Origin of the sequence: Thioclava marina, assembly GCF_002020135.1 — a bacterium.
In the GTDB taxonomy this organism is placed as follows: Bacteria; Pseudomonadota; Alphaproteobacteria; order Rhodobacterales; family Rhodobacteraceae; genus Thioclava; species Thioclava marina.
Map to the genome: position 1 here is coordinate 2,001,868 of NZ_MPZS01000001.1, position 20,285 is coordinate 2,022,152.

16 protein-coding genes are annotated in these 20,285 nt (G+C 64.9%); 9 read left to right on the forward strand and 7 right to left on the reverse strand.

The genetic code is table 11. The annotated features are described in order from the left end of the window. Positions 1–19 precede the first annotated feature (19 nt). From BMG00_RS09730 to hslO, 4 genes are read right to left on the reverse strand one after another with little or no spacing between them, the layout of a single operon-like run. Complete coding sequence (locus BMG00_RS09730) at positions 20–1,846, reverse strand: ABC transporter ATP-binding protein (RefSeq protein WP_078574154.1); 1,827 nt, start codon at positions 1,844–1,846, stop codon at positions 20–22. 39 nt (positions 1,847–1,885) lie between these two features. Continuing rightward, a complete protein-coding gene (locus BMG00_RS09735; protein ID WP_078526842.1) occupies positions 1,886–3,019 on the reverse strand; it encodes a CCA tRNA nucleotidyltransferase in 1,134 nt (377 codons plus the stop codon). Beyond that, entirely contained in the window at positions 3,016–3,612 is a 597-nt protein-coding gene (locus BMG00_RS09740) for a CoA pyrophosphatase (RefSeq protein WP_078526844.1), read from the reverse strand. The genes BMG00_RS09735 and BMG00_RS09740 overlap by 4 nt, the downstream gene beginning before the upstream one ends. Beyond that, positions 3,605–4,621, reverse strand: a complete 1,017-nt coding sequence (gene hslO / locus BMG00_RS09745; protein WP_078526847.1) for an Hsp33 family molecular chaperone HslO — start codon at positions 4,619–4,621, stop codon at positions 3,605–3,607. Before hslO ends, BMG00_RS09740 begins: the two co-directional genes overlap by 8 nt. Positions 4,622–4,719: 98 nt before the next feature. Between hslO and BMG00_RS09750 the strand changes: the two genes are divergently transcribed. From BMG00_RS09750 to BMG00_RS09770, 5 genes are all read left to right on the forward strand, one after another. Then, a complete protein-coding gene (locus tag BMG00_RS09750; protein WP_078526849.1) occupies positions 4,720–5,172 on the forward strand; it encodes an NUDIX hydrolase in 453 nt (150 codons plus the stop codon). A 187-nt stretch (positions 5,173–5,359) separates the two neighbouring features. Next, positions 5,360–8,512: an Ig-like domain-containing protein gene (locus tag BMG00_RS09755; RefSeq protein WP_078574155.1), complete on the forward strand. Its 3,153-nt coding sequence runs from the start codon at positions 5,360–5,362 to the stop codon at positions 8,510–8,512. Between the two features lie 15 nt (positions 8,513–8,527). Beyond that, complete coding sequence (locus tag BMG00_RS09760; protein WP_078574156.1) at positions 8,528–9,868, forward strand: TolC family protein; 1,341 nt, start codon at positions 8,528–8,530, stop codon at positions 9,866–9,868. A gap of 15 nt (positions 9,869–9,883) precedes the next feature. After that, positions 9,884–12,121 carry an ATP-binding cassette domain-containing protein gene (locus BMG00_RS09765; RefSeq protein WP_425444001.1) on the forward strand — a complete coding sequence of 746 codons (2,238 nt, stop codon included), beginning with the start codon at positions 9,884–9,886 and terminating at the stop codon, positions 12,119–12,121. Beyond that, positions 12,118–13,290 carry a beta-barrel domain-containing protein gene (locus tag BMG00_RS09770; RefSeq protein ID WP_078574157.1) on the forward strand — a complete coding sequence of 391 codons (1,173 nt, stop codon included), beginning with the start codon at positions 12,118–12,120 and terminating at the stop codon, positions 13,288–13,290. Before BMG00_RS09765 ends, BMG00_RS09770 begins: the two co-directional genes overlap by 4 nt. On the opposite strand, the gene BMG00_RS09775 is transcribed toward BMG00_RS09770, so the two are convergent. Next, the gene (locus BMG00_RS09775) at positions 13,257–14,552 is read right to left on the reverse strand and encodes a PP2C family protein-serine/threonine phosphatase (RefSeq protein ID WP_342745846.1); all 1,296 of its coding nucleotides are present in this window, start codon (positions 14,550–14,552) and stop codon (positions 13,257–13,259) included. The genes BMG00_RS09770 and BMG00_RS09775 overlap by 34 nt on opposite strands. A 142-nt stretch (positions 14,553–14,694) precedes the next feature. On the opposite strand from BMG00_RS09775, the gene BMG00_RS09780 reads away from it, so the two are divergent. Continuing rightward, positions 14,695–15,024, forward strand: coding sequence for an Hpt domain-containing protein (locus BMG00_RS09780; protein ID WP_078526858.1), 330 nt, complete (start codon positions 14,695–14,697; stop codon positions 15,022–15,024). A gap of 6 nt (positions 15,025–15,030) precedes the next feature. Here the strand turns inward: BMG00_RS09780 and ilvA are convergent, their stop codons facing one another. Beyond that, on the reverse strand, positions 15,031–16,278 hold the full coding sequence (ilvA, locus tag BMG00_RS09785) for a threonine ammonia-lyase IlvA (RefSeq protein ID WP_078574159.1): 1,248 nt from the start codon (positions 16,276–16,278) through the stop codon (positions 15,031–15,033). A gap of 183 nt (positions 16,279–16,461) precedes the next feature. Here ilvA and BMG00_RS09795 point away from each other — a divergent pair, with 183 nt between their 5' ends. The 3 genes from BMG00_RS09795 to mog all read left to right on the forward strand — a co-directional run bounded on the left by BMG00_RS09795 (position 16,462) and on the right by mog (position 19,356). Further along, positions 16,462–17,487 carry a hypothetical protein gene (locus BMG00_RS09795; protein ID WP_093469962.1) on the forward strand — a complete coding sequence of 342 codons (1,026 nt, stop codon included), beginning with the start codon at positions 16,462–16,464 and terminating at the stop codon, positions 17,485–17,487. Between the two features lie 106 nt (positions 17,488–17,593). Next, a complete protein-coding gene (locus BMG00_RS09800; protein WP_078574162.1) occupies positions 17,594–18,823 on the forward strand; it encodes an argininosuccinate synthase in 1,230 nt (409 codons plus the stop codon). Further along, positions 18,820–19,356, forward strand: coding sequence for a molybdopterin adenylyltransferase (mog, locus tag BMG00_RS09805; RefSeq protein ID WP_078526869.1), 537 nt, complete (start codon positions 18,820–18,822; stop codon positions 19,354–19,356). The genes BMG00_RS09800 and mog overlap by 4 nt, the downstream gene beginning before the upstream one ends. A 178-nt stretch (positions 19,357–19,534) precedes the next feature. Here the strand turns inward: mog and ubiG are convergent, their stop codons facing one another. Next, positions 19,535–20,278, reverse strand: coding sequence for a bifunctional 2-polyprenyl-6-hydroxyphenol methylase/3-demethylubiquinol 3-O-methyltransferase UbiG (ubiG, locus tag BMG00_RS09810; protein ID WP_078574163.1), 744 nt, complete (start codon positions 20,276–20,278; stop codon positions 19,535–19,537). Positions 20,279–20,285: the final 7 nt, after the last annotated feature.

Consider the following 20,285-nt stretch of genomic DNA (forward strand, 5'->3'; position numbering starts at 1 on the left):
AGCGCGGTCTGAGAAGGCCCTATTCCGCCGCATCTTCGGCTTCGTCGCACAGCAGGAAGCCCCCCGATTGCCGCGCCCAATAGCGCGCATAAAGCCCGTTCTGCGCAAGCAGCTCCTCGTGACTGCCCTCTTCCACAATCCGACCCTCGTCCAGAACCACGATCCGGTCCATTTCGGCGATCGTGCTCAGCCGGTGCGCAATCGCGAGCACCGTCTTGCCCGCCATCACCCGGTGCAGCGCGCTCTGGATCTGCGCCTCGACCTCTGAATCGAGCGCCGAGGTCGCCTCGTCCAGAACCAGGATCGGCGCATCCTTCAGGAAGGCGCGGGCCAGCGCGATCCGCTGTCGCTGCCCGCCGGAAAGCTTCACGCCACGCTCGCCCAGCTTTGCCTCGTATCCGCGATTGCCTTCGTGATCGACCAACTCTCGGATGAACCCATCCGCCTCGGCCTGCCTGGCGGCTGCGATCAGCTCCGCCTCGCTGGCATCGGGGCGGCCATAGAGAATGTTCTCGCGCGCGGAGCGGTTGAACATCGCGGTCTCCTGCGTGACCATCGCGATCTGCTGGCGCAGGCTCTCCTGCGTGACCGTGCGAATATCCGTCCCGTCGATGAGAACGGCGCCTTTTTCGGCGTCATAGAGCCTTAAAAGCAGCGAAACGAGGGTCGATTTTCCCGCCCCCGACGCGCCGACGATGCCGATCCGTTCACCGGCCCGGATCGTCAGGTCGATCCCCTCGACGCCGCCGCTTTGCCGCCCATAGGCGAAATCGACATGATCGAAGCGGATCTCACCCGTCACGCGGCCGAGGTCGCGCGCGTCCGGCGCATCTTTCAGCCCATAGCCGCGCGCCAGCGTCCGCATCCCGTCCTCGACCTCGCCGATATGGGTCCAGAGCCCCATCAGCGCGGTCGACACCCAGCCCGACATCTGAGCCAGACGGATCGCGATGGCCCCGGAGGCCGCGATGTCGCCCGCGCTCGCCGCGCCTTGCGACCAGAGCAGGATCGCCCCGCCGACCAGCATCACAGGCAACACGCCGGAATAGGCCATCTGCACCGTGCGATAGGTGGCCGAAATGCGGCCGAAAGACACTGTTGCTGCCCGAAACCGCTCCATCGCGCCCAGAGCGGCGCGGTCCTCGTGCTCGGCGTGGGCGAAGAGTTTGACCGTCTTGATGTTGGTGATCGTGTCTACGACTTGCCCCGTCACCATCGCCCGTGCCGAGGCCCGGGCCTTGGAGCGGCCACGCACTTTCGGCAGAAAGGCCCGGATCAGAAAGCCCAGGCCGATCGCCCAGAGCACAAGGCCAAGCGCGCCCCAGCGGTCGATCCCGAGAAGAAGCAGTACCGAGCCCAGCACCGAGGCCGCGGCAAAGAGCGCGGTGTTGATCGTCTCGGCCACGGTATCGGTCACGGCGCGCGCAGTTTGCATCTGCTTTTGCGCGATACGGCCGGCGAAATCGTTGTCGAAGAAGGTCACGTCTTGCCCCATTGTCCAGCGATGCAGGCGCGAAAGCACCAGCGGCAGAACGTTGGGGAGGATCAGCAGGTTTGTGCTCGCGGAACTGGCGGCGAAGGCAAGTGGGCGCAGGACCAGGTAGAAACCGATGAAAAGCGCGAGCAGACCCGCATTCTCGGCCAGCACCCGTTCCGGGGCGGAGGAAAGTGCGGCGTCGATCACGCGGCCAAGAAGCCAGGCGGAGACGACCTCCATCGAGCCTGCCAGCACCGAGGCGAGGCCCGCTACCGTCATCACCTTGCCCGCGCCCGAGAGGCACCAGCGCAGGAATGCGCCCAGCGTTTGCGGTGGGGGTCCGGAGGCTTCGCGGAAGGGGTCGATCATCAGCGTCTCGCTTTCATCTCCAGAATATAGACCTGAGGTTCAGCCGAGCAACGCCTCGCGGCTCAGGGTGAAGCCAGACGCGATCCAGCGGGTTTCGAGTTCGCGAAGCCGATCCCCGAGCGCTTTCCCCTGATAGGCGGGCATCAGATCGGCGGCGGCGATGGGAAATCGCTGTTTCGCGCCCGAACAGACCCTGTCTTGCCAATCGTCGGGCATCTCCTGCCCCATCACGGCGTGGCGCAGCAGCAAGGCGTCGGCTCCGGTTTCGATCCCGTAGCGATACCCCAGAACCTCTGGCGCGTCGCCGGTTGCAAGCGCTTCTCGCAGCGCCTCGAGCCGGCGCGTGTCCTTGTTCGACAGGCGCAGGCGCTCGGCCACGTTTTCGCCGCCCAGGGCCGCGAGGCGGCGGATCGCGTCCGCTGGCCGGTCTTCGAGGTGGACCAGCGGCGCAAGTGCCGTCGCATCAGCCCCGGGCAGAACTGCCGCAAGAACGCCGCTCTGTGCCATTGCCGCGACGGCGAAGGACGGGTCGGGCGCGGCCAGCAACTTGCGCATCTCCGCACCGACGCGCTCGCGCGAAAGCGTCTCTATTCCGGCGATATTCGCGGCACAGGCGGCGAGCCCGTCTGCATCGAGATCGCGGCCATACCAGGCGGTGAAACGGAAGAAACGCAGGATGCGCAGGTAATCCTCGCGGATGCGTTCTTCAGCCTCGCCGACGAAACGGACATGGCGCGCCTCGAGATCGGCCATCCCGGTGCCGAGCGGGTCGATCACCTCCCCATCGGCGCGGGCATAGAGCGCGTTCATGGTGAAATCGCGCCGTGCGGCGTCCTCGGCCATGTTGTCCGAGAAGGCGACCGTCGCGTGGCGGCCATGCGTCTCTACATCGCGGCGAAAGGTGGTGATTTCGTGCGGGTAGTGATCGGAGACGACGGTGATCGTGCCGTGGTCGATCCCGGTGGGCACAGGCTTCAGATCGGCCGCCTTGGCAAGCTCGATCACCCGCTCGGGCAGCGCATCGGTGGCAATGTCGATATCATGGACGGGCTGGTCGATCGCGCCGTTGCGCACGCAGCCACCCACGAGATAGGCCTGATGCCCCCCCGCCTCGAGCATCGCCAGCACGCGCTGGGTATGCGCGGCCTCGATCCAGTCTCCGGTCAGTTTCATTGCGCCATCCGGTCCGCCAATGACCGCAATATACGCGCGGTGGCGCCCCAGATGTAATAGGGCCCGTAGGGCGCCACGAAATAGCTGCGCCGCGTGCCGCGCCAGCGGCGGGATTCGGTGCGGAAATTGCTTGGGTCGGCGACATGGGAGAGCGGCACGGTGAAAGCCTCGGCCACTTCGCCAGCCTCGGGGATGACCTCGAAGGGGGTATGGATCCGGGCGAGCACCGGGGTCACGAGGAAAGAGGTCACCGTTTCATGCGGATCGAGTGTGCCGAGGATTTCGACATTGTCCCCCGGCAGGCCGATCTCTTCGCGTGCTTCACGGAGCGCGGCACTCACGGGGCCGTCATCTTCCGGGTCGACCTTGCCGCCGGGAAAGGCGATCTGGCCGGGATGGTGGCGCAGATGCGAGCTTCGCTTGGTCAGATGAAGCCGGGGTTCGCCCTTGAAACAATCGAAAGCCACCAGCACACCGGCCGGGCGCAGCTTCCGGTCCTCGGGCAGGACGATGTCGGGGTTCAGGTCATAGTCGGATGAAGGCCGCCCCGGTCTCGCCAAGGCGGCCAGAACCGGGGCGAGCGGATCACTCATCCGACGCCTCGCGCGGCGTTCCGTCGGGGTTCTTCTGCGCCTCGAAGCCGAGCGTCAGCGGATCGAACTCGTAATGCGCGCCGCAGAACTGGCAATCGGCCGTGACCTTGCCGTCATCGGTGGTCATATGGGCGATGTCGCGTGCCGAGTAGATCGAGAGCGATTGGCGCACGCGATCGGCCGAGCAGGTGCAGCCGAATTCCACCCGCTGCGGATCGAAGACGCGCGGGGCTTCCTCGTGGAACAGACGCACCAACAGCTCGGTCGGCTGCACGGTGGGGCCGATCAGTTCCATATCCTCGACCGTGTCGAGCAGGATATTGGCACGTGCCCAGTTCTCACCTTCCTCGCCATCGAGAATGTCGTCGGCGGTCAGCAGCCCCAGATCGCCCGACCCGTCTTTCGCGGCGAAGGGCGAGGCGGGCGGCATGTGCTGGAGCATGACGCCCCCGGCGCGCCAGCTCTCGCCCTGACCGGGCAGGATCGAACGCCCGAAGGAGAGCGAGAAGCGCGTCGGCAGCTGCTCGGATTGGGCGAAATAGGCTTCGGCGCAGGCACGCAACGACCCTTCGCTGAGCGGCGTGATGCCCTGATAGGGTGTGGTGCCCTTGCCCTGGTCGATCAGGATCGCGAAATAGCCTTTTCCGATCTGCTCGAACGGGTCCGCCTTGGGGTTGAGCCGCTCGGGGTCGAAGCTCGCCCAGGCGCGGATGCGGGCGGGCGCGCCATCCTTCTCGGGGGCGTAGTAATCGGTGGCGATGATCCGGATCGGGCCGTTGCCGCGCACCTGAAGCGAGAGTTTCCAGCGCAGCTTGATGGTCTGGCCGATCAGTGCGGTCAGCAGCGCGGCCTCGGCGACCAGCATCTCGACGGCGCGGGGGTAATCATGTTGCGACAGGACGTTGTCGAGCACGCCATCGAGGCGCGCGACGCGACCGCGGATATCCGAGCGGTCGAGCTGGAACGGCAGAACGGTATCGTCCCACGCGATTTGGGATAGCTTGGACATGGTGCTCCTGAGGGGCTCCTTGGGGGTTTTCGGGCAGCGCGGAGCCTGCCATACAGCCCCAATATAGGCGTCGCAACCACAGACCCAAGGGTGAGCGCATGATCGCACGGTTCGGAGAGACGGTGAAGCAGGGCCAGAGCTATACGCTGCGGCCCGGCGCCTATGCGGTTCTGATCCGTGGCGGGCGTGTGCTGGTGACCTTTCAGGAAGCGCCGGTGCCCGAGTTCCAGTTGCCAGGGGGCGGCATCGACCCCGGCGAGAGTCAGATCACCGCTCTGCATCGCGAAGTCTATGAGGAGACCGGTTGGTCGATCGGGAACCTGCGGCGACTGGGAGCCTATCGCCGGTTCACCTACATGCCGGAATACGACATGTGGGCGGAAAAACTCTGTTCGATCTGGATGGCGCGGCCCGTTCTCTGTCGGGGAGCGCCGACCGAGCCCGGACACAGCGCGTATTGGATGGACCCGACCGAAGCCATTGATCTTCTTGCAAATGATGGCGACCGGGCTTTCTTGATTCGCGTTTTGCAAAATTTCTCGCAAAAGTGACACAACTTTTGGTAGCGCAAAGGCGCCTCGGCGCAACCTTAGTACAAAATTGCCCTGATCGATGAAATTTTCCTAGCTTTGACAGGCGATTGTCGTTTATTCGGTCTTAAATAAATAAATGAGATCACCTTTTAGTGATCAGAGCTGGACGACCAATAAGTCCGGCCTAAGAGGCGGAGCGAGTATAATGGTAAAGTCGGTTGACTTTGCCCTGCGCGATAGCGCGGGCACGGTAATCTACGGTTCGGTTTCCGGTGACGCTGCCGGAGAGTTCATCCAGGTTGGCGCTGGCGAGGACGTCTCGCTCAACCTGCGCAAAGCCAACATCCTCAAATATGAGAAACTCGACGGCGATCTGGTCGTGACGCTGGCTGATGGTCGCACGATCACGCTGCAAGGGTTCTTTCTGGCGCCCGAGGGTCAGGAGAATACGCTGCTGATTTCGGCAGATGGCCAGATCCAGCAGGTCGTTCTCGAGGATATGGGCAGCGGCGTGCTCTTCGCCTCCTATGGGCAACCGGAACTCTCCGACGACAAGTGGAGTCTGAACGACCGTCTGGCCTTTCTCGAAGGCGACGCGATTCTCGCGCCCGTGGCCGAGGATGACACGACCGGCATGGCGGCTTTCGCGCCCGCTCTTCTGACAGGGGTCGGCGGCGGCGGTCTCGCTGCGGCGGGCGTGGCCGGTGCGACGCTTCTCGGCGGTTCGGGTGGTTCGAGCGGCAGCGCGCGGATCGAGCCCATGGTGGACGATCCCTCGAGCGAGGCGGCTCTGAGCGCGCAGAGCGCAACCCAGGAAGCCGTGGTTTCGGGCACGGGTGAGCCGGGCTCGACGGTGACGGTGACGCTTGGCGATCAGAGCCAGAGTGTCGAAATCGGCTCAGGCGGCACCTGGAGGGTGATGTTCAGAGGCGAAACACTTCCCTCCGATGGCAATCACGAAGCGCTTGTCGTGGTGACCGCGCCGGACGGAACCGAATATACGCTCGACGGGCCGGGTTTCCTGATCGACATGACGCCGCCCGAGGTCGCGATCACCGAGGGTGCGAGTTCGACCGGCGATATCGAGAACCTGCTCGATTATGCCGACGGGATCACGGTCTCTGGCGGGGGTGAGCCGGGAGCCGCGATCACCGTCGAGGTCATGGGTCAGCTGCAATCCACCACGGTTGGCGCGGATGGCAGCTGGACGGTGACCTTCGGGCAGGACCAGCTTCCGGGCGGGACCTACGAGGCCGCGATGACGGTCACCGCGACCGATGCGCTGGGCAATGCCACGACCCTCACCGATACGCTCGTCGTCGACACCGAGGCCCACCCGATCAGCTTCGATACGGTTGCGGGCGATGACGTGGTCAACCTTGTCGAACAGCAGGGCGGTGTGACGATCACGGGCCAGTCCACGCCGGGCGCGCAGATGGTGATCTCGCTGGGAGGGGTGGACCTGCCCGCGACGGTCGATGCGAGCGGCCAATGGTCCGTCACCTTCACGGCGGCGCAGATCGGCACCGGCGAGCGCGAGTTGGATTTCACCGCGACGACTACGGATGCGGCAGGCAATGTCTCGACGCAGAGCCATGTGGTGCAGCTCGACACGGTGGGTCAGGTCGCCTTCACGGGCGCCCCGATCACCGCAGACGATGTGATCAACGCGCAGGAGTCCGGTCTCATTACCCTGAGCGGCACCGCGGAACCGGGCACGCAATCGGTGGTCGTGAGCTTCGCCGGCCAAACCTACCCCGCGACAGTTGCCGCCAATGGCAGCTGGAGCGTCGACGTCACCGGTGCAGCGTTGGCCACCGGCACCTACGAGGCGCGCGTCACCGCGGTCGATGCGGCGGGCAACACCTCTTGGGGGATGCGTTCGGTGACCGTCGATCTGGAGACCGATGTCGCGGTTGATGACGGGCAGGCGGGCGGCGACGATCTGCTCACCGCAGCCGAGGCGGCCTCCGGGCTTACCATCACCGGCAGCGCCGAGGCAGGTGCGACGGTTCAGGTGAGCTTCGAAGGCGTGACGCGCAGTGTTCAAGCCGATGGCTCGGGCAATTGGAGCGCCACCTTCACCGCCGCCGAAGTGCCTGCGGGCACCTATGATGCGACGGTCAACGTCCTCGCCACCGATCTCGCGGGCAACAGCGCGCAGGCGAGCCACGTGATCCATGTCGATACCGAGGTGCAGAACCTGACCCATGCCACCCCCACACCGAACGCGATTGTCGCGGATGGCATTGTCAATGCGGCGGAGTCGGCGGACGGGTTCGTGGTGACCGGCACCGTCGAGGCAGGTAGCACGGTCACCGTGCAGCTTGGCTCGGGCGTGACGATCACGGCCACCGTCAACGGCACGAGCTGGAGCGCGACGATTCCCGCCTCGGCCTTGCCGGGAGAGGAAACCCAGCAAGTCCTCAGCGTTCGCGCCACCGATGCGAATGGCAACATGGCGCTCCAGCAGAGCGTGATCACCTTCGATCCGCTGGTACGCGACTTCGCGATCACCAGTGATGTCGCCAGCGATGGCATCGTCAATGCCGAGGAGGCCGCGAGCGGCTTCGCGATTTCCGGCACCGTCGAGCCGGGGGCGACGGTGCAGGTCGTGCTTGCCAATGGCGTGTCTCGCACGCTCGTCGCAGGGGCGGACGGGCAATGGAGCGCGCAGTTCAGCGGCGCGGACCTTCCCGATGCCGAAGGCACCATGAGCTATCAGGTCTTCGCGACGGATTTGGTGGGCAATGTCTCTCGGACCGATGGCAGCTTCGATTACGATCTGATCGCGCCGGAATCGCCCGATATCATCGGGTTCTCGCGTGTCGAAAACGGGCTCGTGGGGCTCCTTCTCGAACATAGCGAAGATCCGCTGGACTTCTCTGCGGTCGATGCCGATGGCGTGGTCTCCGAGGTCGTGCTCGATGGCGCGCCGATCGAGCGCAGCGCCTACACCGCATATGATTTCCAGAGCACGGTTCCGAACGGTTCCTACCTCGTCGTCTCGGATACGGATGCGGCGGGTAACGAGTCGGCGACGCTGCTCGTGGTCGACAACCACGCGGCGGTGACGGTGGATCTCAACCGCGTGGGCCTGTCGGAGTTCGATTTCGCCGAGATCGACCTAGCCTTCGCCCCTGAGGCAGATCTCACGATCACCGAGGCGCAGATCAAGGCGCTTACCGGGTCAAACAACACCATCGCGATCGAGGGCAACGACAACGATCACGTCACCGCTCTGGGCGCGCTGGACACCGGATTGACCACCACGTTCGACGGGCATGACATGAGCATCTACACGCTCGGCGACGCGACCCTGCTGATAGATGACGAAATCACCAACGTGACGATCTGACGGAGGGCAGGGAGTATGCGTCGGACCCAGCTCGTTCTCGATCACCGCTGCGCTCTTCGCGTGACGATGCTGCTTGCCGGCGCGGTCCTTCTGTCGGGGTGTCTGGCCGATGGCGTCCCTTTCCCGACCCGCAACGCAGTAGATCCCGCCACTGCGCCGCTCGCGGCTGGAAGCGTGCGCAAACCCGGCACCGATGCGCAAAGCTCGGCTCTGATCGCCGATCTCGCGGCGCGCCGGTCGATCCTGCCCGCCACCGGCCCCTATGCCGAGGTCGCGCAGGCGGTGCTCGATCATTCTGCCGGGGCGGCCCAGGCGGAATTGCGGGTCGCGCGTCTGACGGCGCAGGCGAAGTCGAAGAACTGGTTGCCTCAGATCGGGCCGAGCGTGAGCCTGTCCAGTCTCGGCGATCTCGTCACCCAGCTGGTGATGGAGCAGGTGATCTTCGACAACGGCGCGAAGAAGGCCGAACGCGATTTCGCGGCCGCTGATGTCGAGGTCGCGGCTGTGGGGCTCTCGCAGGAAATGAACGACACAGTCCATGACGGGCTGAAGTTCTACGTCTCGGGGCTCAAGGCCGAGGCTCAGGCCGAGGTTGCGAGCGCGAGCGCCCGCCAGCTCTCCGAATTCGAGCGTATCCTGCGCGAACGTGCGAAGGGCGGGCTCTCGGATCTTTCCGAGGTCGGGTTCGTCGCGCAGAAACGCCACGAGGCCGAGGCCGAGGCGCAGGCTGACCGGCAGGCGGCGCAGGCCGCAAGGGCGCAGCTCGCGACGATGACCGATCGGCCGCTCGATCATCTTGCGGGGCTTTCTTCCGTAGCGCTTCCCCCGAGCGCGCCTGAACCGCTCGCGGTCAAGCGCGCCGAGGGCGAAGCCGCGCGGGCCCAGGCAGAGGCGCAGCTTGCCAGGGCGGGCCATCTTCCGGGCCTCGGGCTGCGCGCGGGTGCAGGTGAGGGCAAGCCGACGCTTGGTGTGAATATGGGTATGACTCAGATGCTGGGCTTTGGCCGGGGCGACACGCTCGCCGCGATCGACGCCGGGGCCGAGGCGGGACAGGCGCGCGTTGCGAAGGCGCGACAGGATGGGGCCCGCACCCTGTCGGCGCTTCAGGCCCGGCTGGCCGATCAGCGCGCGCGCGAGGCACGCGATGCCGCCCTTGTCGAAGAGGCAGAGTCGGGGCTGGAACTGTTCAAGCGGCAATACAAGATGGGACGCCGCCGCCTGATGGAGCTGGTCGGCAATTACGAAAGCTATGCCGCGATGAAGCGCGCGCAGGTCGGGTTGCGCTACGAAATCTCCCTGACCGAGCTGGAGATCGCGCGGGTGCAGGGGCTTCTGGTCGATGGAAGCCGGATATGAGGAGGTGGCAGGCGGGTGAGTGATCGCGTCATCGCGTTTGACATCAACGCCGCCCGCGTGAGCGGGGCGGCCGATGGAGTCATGCCGCGTGCCGCCGTAGCTCCCGCTGAACCCGGCCCCGATGAGCGTCTTGCCCGGGTGAGGGCGCGCGCCGAACTGGCCAGCGCCTATGCCGGACTTCTGGGCGCGGAACTGCCCGCATCGGACGTGCTCGAACAGATGCTGCTCGCGATCGGAGAGGCCACCGAAAGCGGCGCCACGATCACCCCCGAGAGCATCGCCGCGGTGCTGCGTGTCGCCGGACTGACGGCCTCGGTCGACACGATCGATACGCTCAGCCCCGGCCAGTGGCCCGCGCTCGCGCAGATGGCGAACGGGCAGATGGTGCTGGTCGCCGCGCAGGAGGGCGACAGCCTTTTCATCTATGACAAGACCTGCCCCGATCAGCGCGCCGAAGTGCCGCTGCGCGAGTTCTCCCCGCATTTCTCGGGCCGGATCATTCGCGCGCGCACCTCGCTGCGCCAGCTCGAAGAGCGCCATATCGGCAAAGACACCGAAGGCCATTGGTTCTGGGGGGCGTTTCGCACGCAACGCCGCGCCTTTGCCGAGGTCGCGTTGGGCTCGCTCTTTGCCAACATCCTTGCGGTAGCGGTCGCGTTGTTCTCGCTTCAGGTCTATGACCGGGTGATCCCGCATCAATCCGAAAGCACGCTTTGGGTTCTGGCACTTGGTGCGGGGCTCGCGCTGGTGCTGGAGATGGGGCTGAAGCTCGCGCGCTCCGGCCTGATGGATCTTGCCGGGCGGCGGATCGAGCTCTCGGTGCAAGGCCTGCTGATGGATCGCCTTCTGGGAATGAAGGCGGCGCCTGAGAAGCGCGCACCCAGCCAGCTTTTCGCCGCGATGCGCGAGTTTTCCTCGGTACGTGAGTTCTTCACCGCTTCGACCATCGGTACGCTGGCCGATATCCCCTTTCTCTTCGTCTTCCTGATCCTCGTCGCCTCGATCGGCGGCCCGCTGGTCTTCGTGCTGATCGCGGGGGCGGTGCTGATGGTGGTGCCGGGGTTGTTCCTGCAAAAGAAGATGGTCGCGCTGAGCCAGTCGACGCAAGGCGCCTCGAGCCGCGCGAGCCGCCTGTTGCATGAAGCGATCTACGAGCATGAGACCGTCGCCACCACGCGTGGCGCGGATCGGATCAAGCGGATCTGGGAAGAACTGACGACCCTTTCGGCGGTAAAGAGCTCCGAGCAGCGCAAGCTTGCCTCGGCGCTGACGTACTGGGCGCAGATGATCCAGCAGGGCACCTATATCGCCGCCGTGGTGATCGGTGCCTACATGGTGTTCGCAGGCGAATTCACCGTCGGTTCGATCATCGCCATCGGCATCCTGACCTCGCGCACGCTTGCGCCGCTGACGCAGCTGGCGGGGACGCTCGCGCGCTGGTCGAACGTGAAATCGGCTCTGGTCGGGCTCGATGCGATCGCGGAGGCCGAGCAGGTCCAGAGCGTTGGTCGCCGGTACCTGCGCGCGGAGACGCTGCGCGGCGCGTTCGAGCTGCGCCATCTCGAATTCCGTTATGACCCGGAGGCCGCCCCCACGGTCGAGATCGCGGGGCTTGCGATCCCGCAGGGGCAGCGCGTGGCGGTGCTTGGCGCGAATGGTTCGGGGAAATCGACCCTGCTCAAGCTGCTTGCCGGGCTTTACGAGCCGCAAAACGGGCGGCTCCTGCTCGACGGGATCGATATCGGCCAGATCCACCCGCGCGATCTGCGGCGCAGCGTGGGTTACCTTAGCCAGGACGTGCGGCTTTTCGCGGGCACACTGCGCGACAATCTCAATCTCACCCAGCTCGAACGGGATGACGAACGGCTTTATGCCGCGCTCGACTTCGCGGGGCTGGGGCCGTTCCTGCGCAACCATCCGCGCGGGCTCGACCTGCCGATCCGCGATGGCGGCGAGGGGCTCTCTGTGGGCCAGCGCCAGTCGATCGGCTGGGCGCGGCTGTGGTTGCAGGATCCGCAGGTGGTGATCCTTGACGAGCCGACCGCCGCCCTCGACACCACGCTGGAAACCACGCTGGTCAGCCGCCTGGATGGCTGGCTGGGTGATCGCACCGCGATCATCGCCACCCACCGCGTGCCGATCCTGTCGCTCACTGGTCGTACGTTGATTCTACAAAACGGCCGGTTGGCCGTCGATGGTCCACGCGATGCGGTTCTGGCCCATCTGAACAAGACAAAAGGCGCGCAGGCATGACGACGATCGACCCCGCGGCCCTTCAGGACAGCTCGCGCCGCCTGTCGCTCACGATCTGGATCGTCGTTGCGGCGATCGTGATCTTCCTGCTCTGGGCGTCGATGGCCTGGGTTGACCAGATCGTGCGCGGCCCGGGCGAGATCACCTCCTCGGCCAAGCCGCAGATCATCCAGAACCTCGAAGGCGGGATCCTCGCGGAGCTTTACGTCGGCGAGGGCGATGTGGTCGAGCCGGGGCAGGTCATCGCGCGGCTGCAATCGACGCAATACCAAACCCAGGTCGACGATCTCGAAGATCAGATCGCCACGCTGGAGATCAAGCGCGCGCGTCTCGAGGCGGAGATGGCGGGGCGTGATACCTTCGCGGTGACCGAGGCGCAGCGTGCGTTGGTCCCCGAGATCGTGATCTCGGAAAGCGCGCTTCTCAAGGCTCGGATGGCCGATGTCGCGGCGCGCGCGAAGGGGGCGAAGAACGTCATGGCGCAGGCGCGCGAGGAGCTCGACCTGGTCGAGCGGATGTACAAGAAGGACGTGGCGCCGCTGATCGAGGTGACCCGGGCGCGCAAGACCTTTTCCGATGCCGAACGCGCGTGGCGCGAGATCGGCACGAAGGCCGCGCTGGAACGCGCCGCCGAGCATTCCGACGTTCTGGGCAAGCTTGCCACGCGGCGTCAGCAGCTCAAGCTGGCCGAGGATCAGCTCGATCGCACGGTCCTCACCGCGCCGATGCGGGGGGTGGTGAACAAACTGCCGGTGGCGACGATCGGCGGCGTGGTCCGGCCCGGTGAGGAGATCGCGCAGATCATTCCGCTCGATGAGGCTCTGGTGCTCGAGGCGCGAATTACGCCCCGCGACATTGCCCATGTGCAACCCGGACAAGAGGCGACGATCAAGCTCTCGGCCTATGATTACACCATCTATGGCAGCCTGCGTGGCACGGTCGCGCTGGTCTCTGCCGATACGTTCAAGGACGAGCGCAAGCCCGACGGCGATCCGCATTACAAGGTGACGGTGTCGGTCGACCTGACCGACCTGCCCGCACGCCAGAAACAGCTCGAGATCCGTCCCGGCATGCAAGCGGTGGTGGAGTTGCACACCGGCGAGAAGACCGTGCTGCAATATCTGCTCAAGCCGCTCTACAAATCGCGCGATGCCTTGCGCGAACCTTGAGTGCCGCCCGGTCCTCGATACTCGAAGACCGCGGCAGAGATATCGTCCGTGATGTCGCCTGCGGTGTAGTCCTCGATTTCCCACAAGATCGCGTCGAGAAAAGAGGGCCCCTCAAGCGAGGAGAATTTGCGCAAGAGCGCGGCGAGCCCGGTCTGGTCGATCATCGCGCCCTTCGGATTTGTCGCCTCCGTGATCCCGTCAGAGATCAGGATGAGCCGGTCGCCGGGCGCGAGCAGGGTTGTGACGGTCGCATAGTCCGCGCCGGGGATCAGCCCGATGGGCAAGCCGCCCTCCCCCAGAAATTCGACCTGTCCGCCGTAGCGCTGCACCACCGGATAGGGGTGGCCCGCCTGCACGAGCTCAACCCGCCCCGTCGCCAGATCGATATCTGCATAGACTAGCGTCAGGTAGCTTTCGGTCTGCATCTCCTCGAGCACGAGATCATTCATCATTCGCGCGACTTCGGCGGGCGGGCGGCTGATGAAACTGTCACGTCCCGTGGAGATCAGGGCGATGTTCTGTGCAGGCCATGTCCCCGAAAGATAGCCCGCCACCCGCGCCATCATCAGCGCCGAGGTAATTCCGTGCCCGGAGACATCAATCCCGTAGAGGCCGACGCGCGTCTCGCCGATCGGAAAGAAACCGACGAGATCGCCCCCCACATGGCCGGTGGGGCGCAGCATCAGCGAGGCCACGCCCGCCCCGAAATCGCGATGACGGTCGCGCACGAGGCTTTGCTGGAGTTTGCGCGCCTCTTGCAGGTCGCGCTCGATCACGTCCTGCGCGGCGCGCAATAGATCGTTCTTCGCGCTCAACTCTTCCTGCATCGAGAGGATTCGGCTGCCCGCGCTGAGTCTCGCGCGCAACTCTTCGCCGTTCACCGGTTTGGACAGGAAGTCATCCGCGCCACTTTCCAGCCCATGCGTGACGTCGGTCTTCTCGGCCTTTGAGGTGAGCAGGATGAAATAGCCATAACTGCGTCGATCCATCGCCCGAAAAGCCTGACAGAACTCCGGCCCCGTCATGCCGGTCATCATCCAGTCGGAGATCACGATGTCCGGCTCTGTCCGGGTGCAGATCACCAGCGCCTCCTCCGCACTGGCGGCTTCGCTTACCCTATAGCCCGAGCGCGCCAGCTGCGCCGACAGGATGCGGCGTTGCATGCGGCTGTCATCGACCACGAGGACATGGCGCGGCGCTCCCGGCTCGGGGGGAGAGGGGTCGGGAAAGGGAGCGTCATCGCTCGCAGCCATATGGGTCATCCGCTGTCTCACGCCGCTATCAGGCCGTGAGTTTCCCTAAGAATCCGTGAAAATTCCTTCCCCGATCGCATTTAAGCCTTTCGCAATCTTTGGGCTCTACGGTCGGTCCCCGGTGAAGGTAATTTGGTGGCCGGAGGGTCGAATGATTGATTGGGAACGGGTGCGCGAATTGCGCCATGAAATCGGCGCGGATGGCTTCGCGGAGGTGGTCGAGCTTTTCCTCGACGAGGTCGAATCGGTCGTAATGAGGCTTGGGTCACGCCCCGACCGGCTGGAGGAGGATCTCCATTTCCTCAAAGGCTCGGCCTGGAACCTCGGCTTTCGCGATTTTGGAGGCATGTGCCAGCGGGGCGAACGTCTCGCCGCGACTGGAGAGGGGGGGAAGGTCGAGATAGCCGCGATCCTCGGCTCCTATGGCGAGTCGAAGACGATCTTCATGGGGCGGCTGACAGAATTCACCGCTGCCGCCTGATCGAGCTCAGATCAGGAACTCGGCGAGCGTTTCGTCTTCGGTGATGTCGCGCCAGATGAAGCCCTCGGCATCGAGCTTGGCGAAGAGCTCGGTGAAATTCTCTGCCCGTTTGGTTTCGATCCCGATCAGGACCGAGCCGAAATTGCGCGCGGATTTCTTCAGGTATTCGAAACGTGCGATGTCGTCATCGGGGCCGAGCATCTCAAGAAAGTCGCGCAGCGCGCCGGGGCGCTGCGGCAGGCGCAGGATGAAGTATTTCTTCAATCCGGAATAGCGCTGTGCGCGCTCGCGCACCTCGGGCAGGCGTTCGAAATCGAAATTGCCTCCGGATGTGATGCAGACCACCCGCTTGCCGCGAATTTCCTCGGCCAGCTCGGGCAGGATGTCGATCGACATTGCGCCGGCGGGCTCAAGCACGATCCCCTCGACATTGAGCATCTCGAGCATGGTGATGCAGATCCGGTCCTCGGGCGCGAGATGGATCATTTCGGGCGTGACCCAGCCAAGCTCTGCGAAGGGGCGCGCGCCGATCCGCGCGACCGCGGCCCCGTCGACGAAGCTGTTCACATGATCCAGCGTGACCGGATGGCCCGCCGCGACCGCGGCTGTCAGGCTCGCCCCGCCCAAGGGTTCGACGAAACGGAACTCGGTCGCGGGAGCGGTTGCGCGCAGGTAGCCCGTCACCCCCGCGGCCAGACCGCCCCCCCCAACCGGCAGGATCACCAGATCGGGCGCCTCGCCCATCTGATCGAGGATCTCGACCCCGACCGAAGCCTGTCCCTCTATCACCGAGGGGTCGTCGAAGGGGGCCAGAAAATGCGCCCCGGCCTTTGCGCAAAATTCCTGCGCGGCGGCCAGCGTGTCGTCGAAATAGTCGCCCGTGAGCACGATCTCGATCGCATCACCGCCGAAGGTCTTGGTTTTGTCGATCTTCTGTTGCGGGGTCGTTACGGGCATGAAGATCGTGCCCTTTACCCCGAAATGACGGCAGGCGAAGGCGACGCCTTGCGCGTGGTTGCCCGCGCTCGCACAGACGAAATGGCTGGCCTCCGGGTCGCTCTCGCGCAGTTTGCGCATCGCGGTGAAAGCGCCACGCAGCTTGTAGCTGCGCACCGGCGTCAGATCCTCGCGCTTGAGCCAGATCTCCGCGCCGAACCGCGCCGAGAGATGGTCATTGCGCTGAAGCGGCGTGGGCTCGAAAAGCGCACGCAGGGCACGGGTGGCGGCAAGGGCGGAGAGGGCAAATTCACTCATGTCAAAGCCATGCCCAAGCCGGGGCCATCTTGCAAGGGATAAGGCGATTCGGCGGATCTTCGCGCAGGCGCGACTTCGGTTCGGCAAGGCCCTGCGCATCGTGGAAAATCGCCTCGTTTTGGCCCCAATTGCGGTTTAACCATGGTGAGAGTTTGACTGAAATCAGCGTCTTGGGAGGGCGTGATGAGCCTAAAGAAATATTCGATCGTCGCAATGGTCGCTGCGAGCTTCGTGCTCGCGCCGATTGCGACTAGCCACTTCACTGGCGCGGATATTGCCATGGCCAAGAACGGTAACGGCGGTGGCAACGGTGGCGGAAACGGCGGCGGTAACGGCGGTGGAAATGGGAATGGCGGCGGGAATGGCAACTCCGGCTCGGCTGGTAAGTCCGCTTCGGCCGGCAATGCGTCGACGCGCGGCAATTCGGGTTCGGCCAAGACCACCGGCAGTGGTCCGGCGAAGTTCCTCGATGACCTCTTCAGCGGGGGCAAGGCGCAGAACCGGGCCCAGAACGCGCAACGCACCGCGTCGCGCACTCAGACTTCGGCAGCCAAGCGCTCCACCACGCCGACCGAATATGCGGTTTCGGATTCGCCGCGCCCCCATGGCAAGCCCGCGCTCAGCGAGGATGAGCTGCGCAATCACGGCGCACTCGCCTCCGAGCTCAAGGGGCTGAACGCGGCTCACGCAAGCCCGACGGCGCTCGCCAACGCTTCGCCCAACAGCCAGGTGGGGCGCATCGCTACTTACCAGGCGGCGGTACTCGCAGCCGATGCGCTGGGTGAAGAGCTGACGGCCGCTCAGGAAACGCTCGCCGGTCTTGAGGCGCAGGATGTGCGTACGCCCGAGGAAATCCAGGCTGATCTCGACGGGCTCGATCCCGAGAATCCCGACGATCAGGAGCAGATCGCCACGCTGAACACCGAGATGGAGGCCGCGCAGACCTATGCCGACGATCTCGCGTCGGCCCAGCAGGCCGTGACCGATCTCGAGGGTGAGATCGCGACGGCCGATCTGGCCGAGCAGGATGCGCTCTCGGCGGCGGCGAACGGGCGCACGCTCTCGCCCGAGGCGATGGCCTATCTGCACGAGCTGCTCGACCTGCCCGCGCCCGAGCCGGAGGTCACAGACCCGCCCGCCGCAGAGCCCGTCGCCGAAACGACGGACCCGGGCACCGAAGAGCCGGTGGACACGACCTCGGAGACCTGAGCCGCGTTCGGATGAAATCGGAAAGGGCCGTCCTTCGGGGCGGCCCTTGTCCATTGGGAAAAAACGCACTATCCCGACGCGGAACAAGAAAAACGGGAGTTGCCGCATGTCCGCGCCCAAGAAAGTCGTGCTTGCCTATTCGGGCGGCCTCGATACCTCGATCATCCTGAAATGGCTCCAGACCGAATATGGCTGCGAGGTCATCACCTACACCGCTGATCTCGGCCAGGGTGAAGAGCTGGAACCGGCACGCCGCAAGGCTGAGATGCTGGGCATCAAGCCCGAGAACATCCACATCCTCGATGCGCGCGAAGAATTCGTCCGCGATTTCGTCTTCCCGATGTTCCGCGCCAATGCGGTCTATGAAGGGCTCTACCTGCTGGGCACCTCGATCGCGCGCCCGCTGATCTCCAAGCACCTCGTCGAGATCGCGCATCAGCACGGCGCCGATGCGGTGGCGCATGGCGCGACCGGCAAGGGCAACGATCAGGTGCGCTTCGAGCTGTCGGCCTACGCGCTCGATCCCTCGATCAAGGTGATCGCGCCCTGGCGGGAATGGGATCTGACCTCGCGCACGAAACTGCTGGAATTCGCCGAGGCGAACCAGATCCCGATCGCCAAGGACAAGCGCGGCGAAGCGCCCTTCTCGGTCGATGCGAACCTGCTGCACACCTCCTCCGAGGGCAAGGTTCTGGAAAACCCCGGCGACATGGCCCCCGACTATGTCTACCAGCGCACCGACGACCCGGTGTCGCAGGCCCCGAACGAGCCCGAATATATCGAGATCGGTTTCGAGGAGGGCGACGCGGTGTCGATCAACGGCGAGGCGATGAGCCCGGCGACGATCCTCACCAAGCTCAACGAATACGGCAAGAAGCACGGCATCGGTCGTCTCGATTTCGTCGAGAACCGCTTCGTCGGCATGAAGTCGCGCGGTGTCTACGAGACCCCCGGCGGCACGATCCTTCTGGAGGCTCACCGTGGCATCGAGCAGATCACGCTGGATTCCGGCGCGGGTCATCTGAAGGACTCGATCATGCCGCGCTATGCCGAGCTGATCTATAACGGTTTCTGGTTCTCGCCCGAACGCGAGGCGCTGCAGGCTCTGATCGACAAGACGCAGGAATATGTGACCGGTACGGTCAAGCTGATGCTCTTCAAGGGCGCGGCCCGGACCGTGGCGCGTTGGTCGGATTACTCGCTCTATTCCGAGGCCCATGTGACCTTCGAGGAAGATGCAGGCGCCTACGATCAGAAAGATGCCGCGGGCTTCATCCAGCTCAACGCGCTGCGCCTGAAGCTGATCGCGACCCGCAACGCGCGAGTGAAGAAATGAGCTTTTCGCAGCCCAAGGCCGCCATCGTCACCGTCTCCGACCGCGCGAGCCGCGGCGAATACGAGGACAAGGGCGGTCCGGGCTGCGAGGACTACCTGCGCGGCGTGGTCACCTCGCCGCTCGAAATCGAACGCCACATCATCCCAGATGGGCGCGACTCGGTGGCGGCAAAGCTGCGCGAACTCGTCGCGGCCGAGGCCGACCTGATCCTGATCACCGGTGGCACCGGCCCCGCGCCGCGCGACGAGACGCCCGAAGGCTGCATGGACGTGATCGAGAAGGAGCTCGCAGGGTTCGGCGAAGAAATGCGCCGCGCCTCGCTTCTCGAAGTGCCCACCGCCATCCTGTCGCGCCAATCGGCGGGCATCGCGGGCAAGTCGCTGATTATCATGGTTCCGGGCAAACCCTCGGCCATCGCGACCTGCCTCGATGCGGTCTTCGCCGCGGTGCCCTATTGCCTCGACCTGATCGGCGCGGCCTATATCGAGACCGATCCCGCGCGGATCGAAGCCTTCCGTCCGAAGAAGAAGTAAGGGGGGCGCTGTCCCCGTCGCCCTAGGGTGACAAAACGATAAGAGGGGGCGCTGCCCCCGACTGCCTGAGGGCAGTCTCCCCCGGAATATTTCTACCAAGAGGAAGACCAGACCTCCCCTTCCTCTTGGTAGAAATATCCCGGGGTGAATTCGCGAAGGCGAAGAGGGGCAGCGCCCCTTACCGCTTCACCGCAGCGATGGCGTAGTTCACCGAGAGATCGCGCTCCGAGAGCGACCAGCGCCAGCTGAGCGGGTTGAAGACCATGCCGCGCCGGTCGATCGGGTCGAGCTGCGCGTTTCGCGTCAGATCGTAGAGCTCATCGGGGGTGATGAATTTCGACCATTCATGTGTGCCCTTGGGCAGCCAGCGCATGACATGCTCGGCGCCGATGATCGCGACCATGTAGCTTTTGGGATTGCGATTCAGCGTCGAGCAGAGCATCAGCCCGCCCGGTCTCAAAAGGCTCTGGATCGTGTTCACGAAGCCCTGCGGGTCGGCGACATGCTCGATGATCTCCATCGCCAGGACCACGTCGAACTGCTCGCCGCTGGCGGCCAGATCCTCGGCGGCGCAGTGGCGGTAGTCGATCTCGAGGCCCGATTGTTCGGCGTGAAGCTGCGCCACGGGGATATTGCGTTCGGCCGCGTCGGCGCCCACGACCGTCGCGCCCAGCCGCGCCATCGGCTCGGCCAGCAGCCCGCCGCCGCAGCCGATATCGAGAAGGCGCAGGCCTTCAAACGGGCGGGGTGCTTTCAGGTCGCGGTCAAACTGCGTCGCGATCTGGGTGGTGATGTAGTCGAGCCTGCAGGGATTGAGCATATGCAGCGGCTTGAACTTGCCGTTCGGATCCCACCATTCCGCCGCCATCGCCTCGAACTTGGCGACTTCGCTGGGGTCGATGCTGTTTGCCGGATCTGCCATCTCTCTC

Coding starts and splice junctions, on each gene's coding strand:
- BMG00_RS09780 (WP_078526858.1), top strand. CDS start 14,695: ATGATTGATTGGGAACGGGTGCGCGAATTGCGCCATGAAATCGGCGCG.
- BMG00_RS09735 (WP_078526842.1), bottom strand. CDS start 3,019: ATGAAACTGACCGGAGACTGGATCGAGGCCGCGCATACCCAGCGCGTG.
- BMG00_RS09800 (WP_078574162.1), top strand. CDS start 17,594: ATGTCCGCGCCCAAGAAAGTCGTGCTTGCCTATTCGGGCGGCCTCGAT.
- ilvA (WP_078574159.1), bottom strand. CDS start 16,278: ATGAGTGAATTTGCCCTCTCCGCCCTTGCCGCCACCCGTGCCCTGCGT.
- BMG00_RS09740 (WP_078526844.1), bottom strand. CDS start 3,612: ATGAGTGATCCGCTCGCCCCGGTTCTGGCCGCCTTGGCGAGACCGGGG.
- BMG00_RS09750 (WP_078526849.1), top strand. CDS start 4,720: ATGATCGCACGGTTCGGAGAGACGGTGAAGCAGGGCCAGAGCTATACG.
- BMG00_RS09760 (WP_078574156.1), top strand. CDS start 8,528: ATGCGTCGGACCCAGCTCGTTCTCGATCACCGCTGCGCTCTTCGCGTG.
- BMG00_RS09775 (WP_342745846.1), bottom strand. CDS start 14,552: ATGACCCATATGGCTGCGAGCGATGACGCTCCCTTTCCCGACCCCTCT.
- hslO (WP_078526847.1), bottom strand. CDS start 4,621: ATGTCCAAGCTATCCCAAATCGCGTGGGACGATACCGTTCTGCCGTTC.
- ubiG (WP_078574163.1), bottom strand. CDS start 20,278: ATGGCAGATCCGGCAAACAGCATCGACCCCAGCGAAGTCGCCAAGTTC.
- BMG00_RS09770 (WP_078574157.1), top strand. CDS start 12,118: ATGACGACGATCGACCCCGCGGCCCTTCAGGACAGCTCGCGCCGCCTG.
- BMG00_RS09755 (WP_078574155.1), top strand. CDS start 5,360: ATGGTAAAGTCGGTTGACTTTGCCCTGCGCGATAGCGCGGGCACGGTA.
- BMG00_RS09795 (WP_093469962.1), top strand. CDS start 16,462: ATGAGCCTAAAGAAATATTCGATCGTCGCAATGGTCGCTGCGAGCTTC.
- mog (WP_078526869.1), top strand. CDS start 18,820: ATGAGCTTTTCGCAGCCCAAGGCCGCCATCGTCACCGTCTCCGACCGC.
- BMG00_RS09730 (WP_078574154.1), bottom strand. CDS start 1,846: ATGATCGACCCCTTCCGCGAAGCCTCCGGACCCCCACCGCAAACGCTG.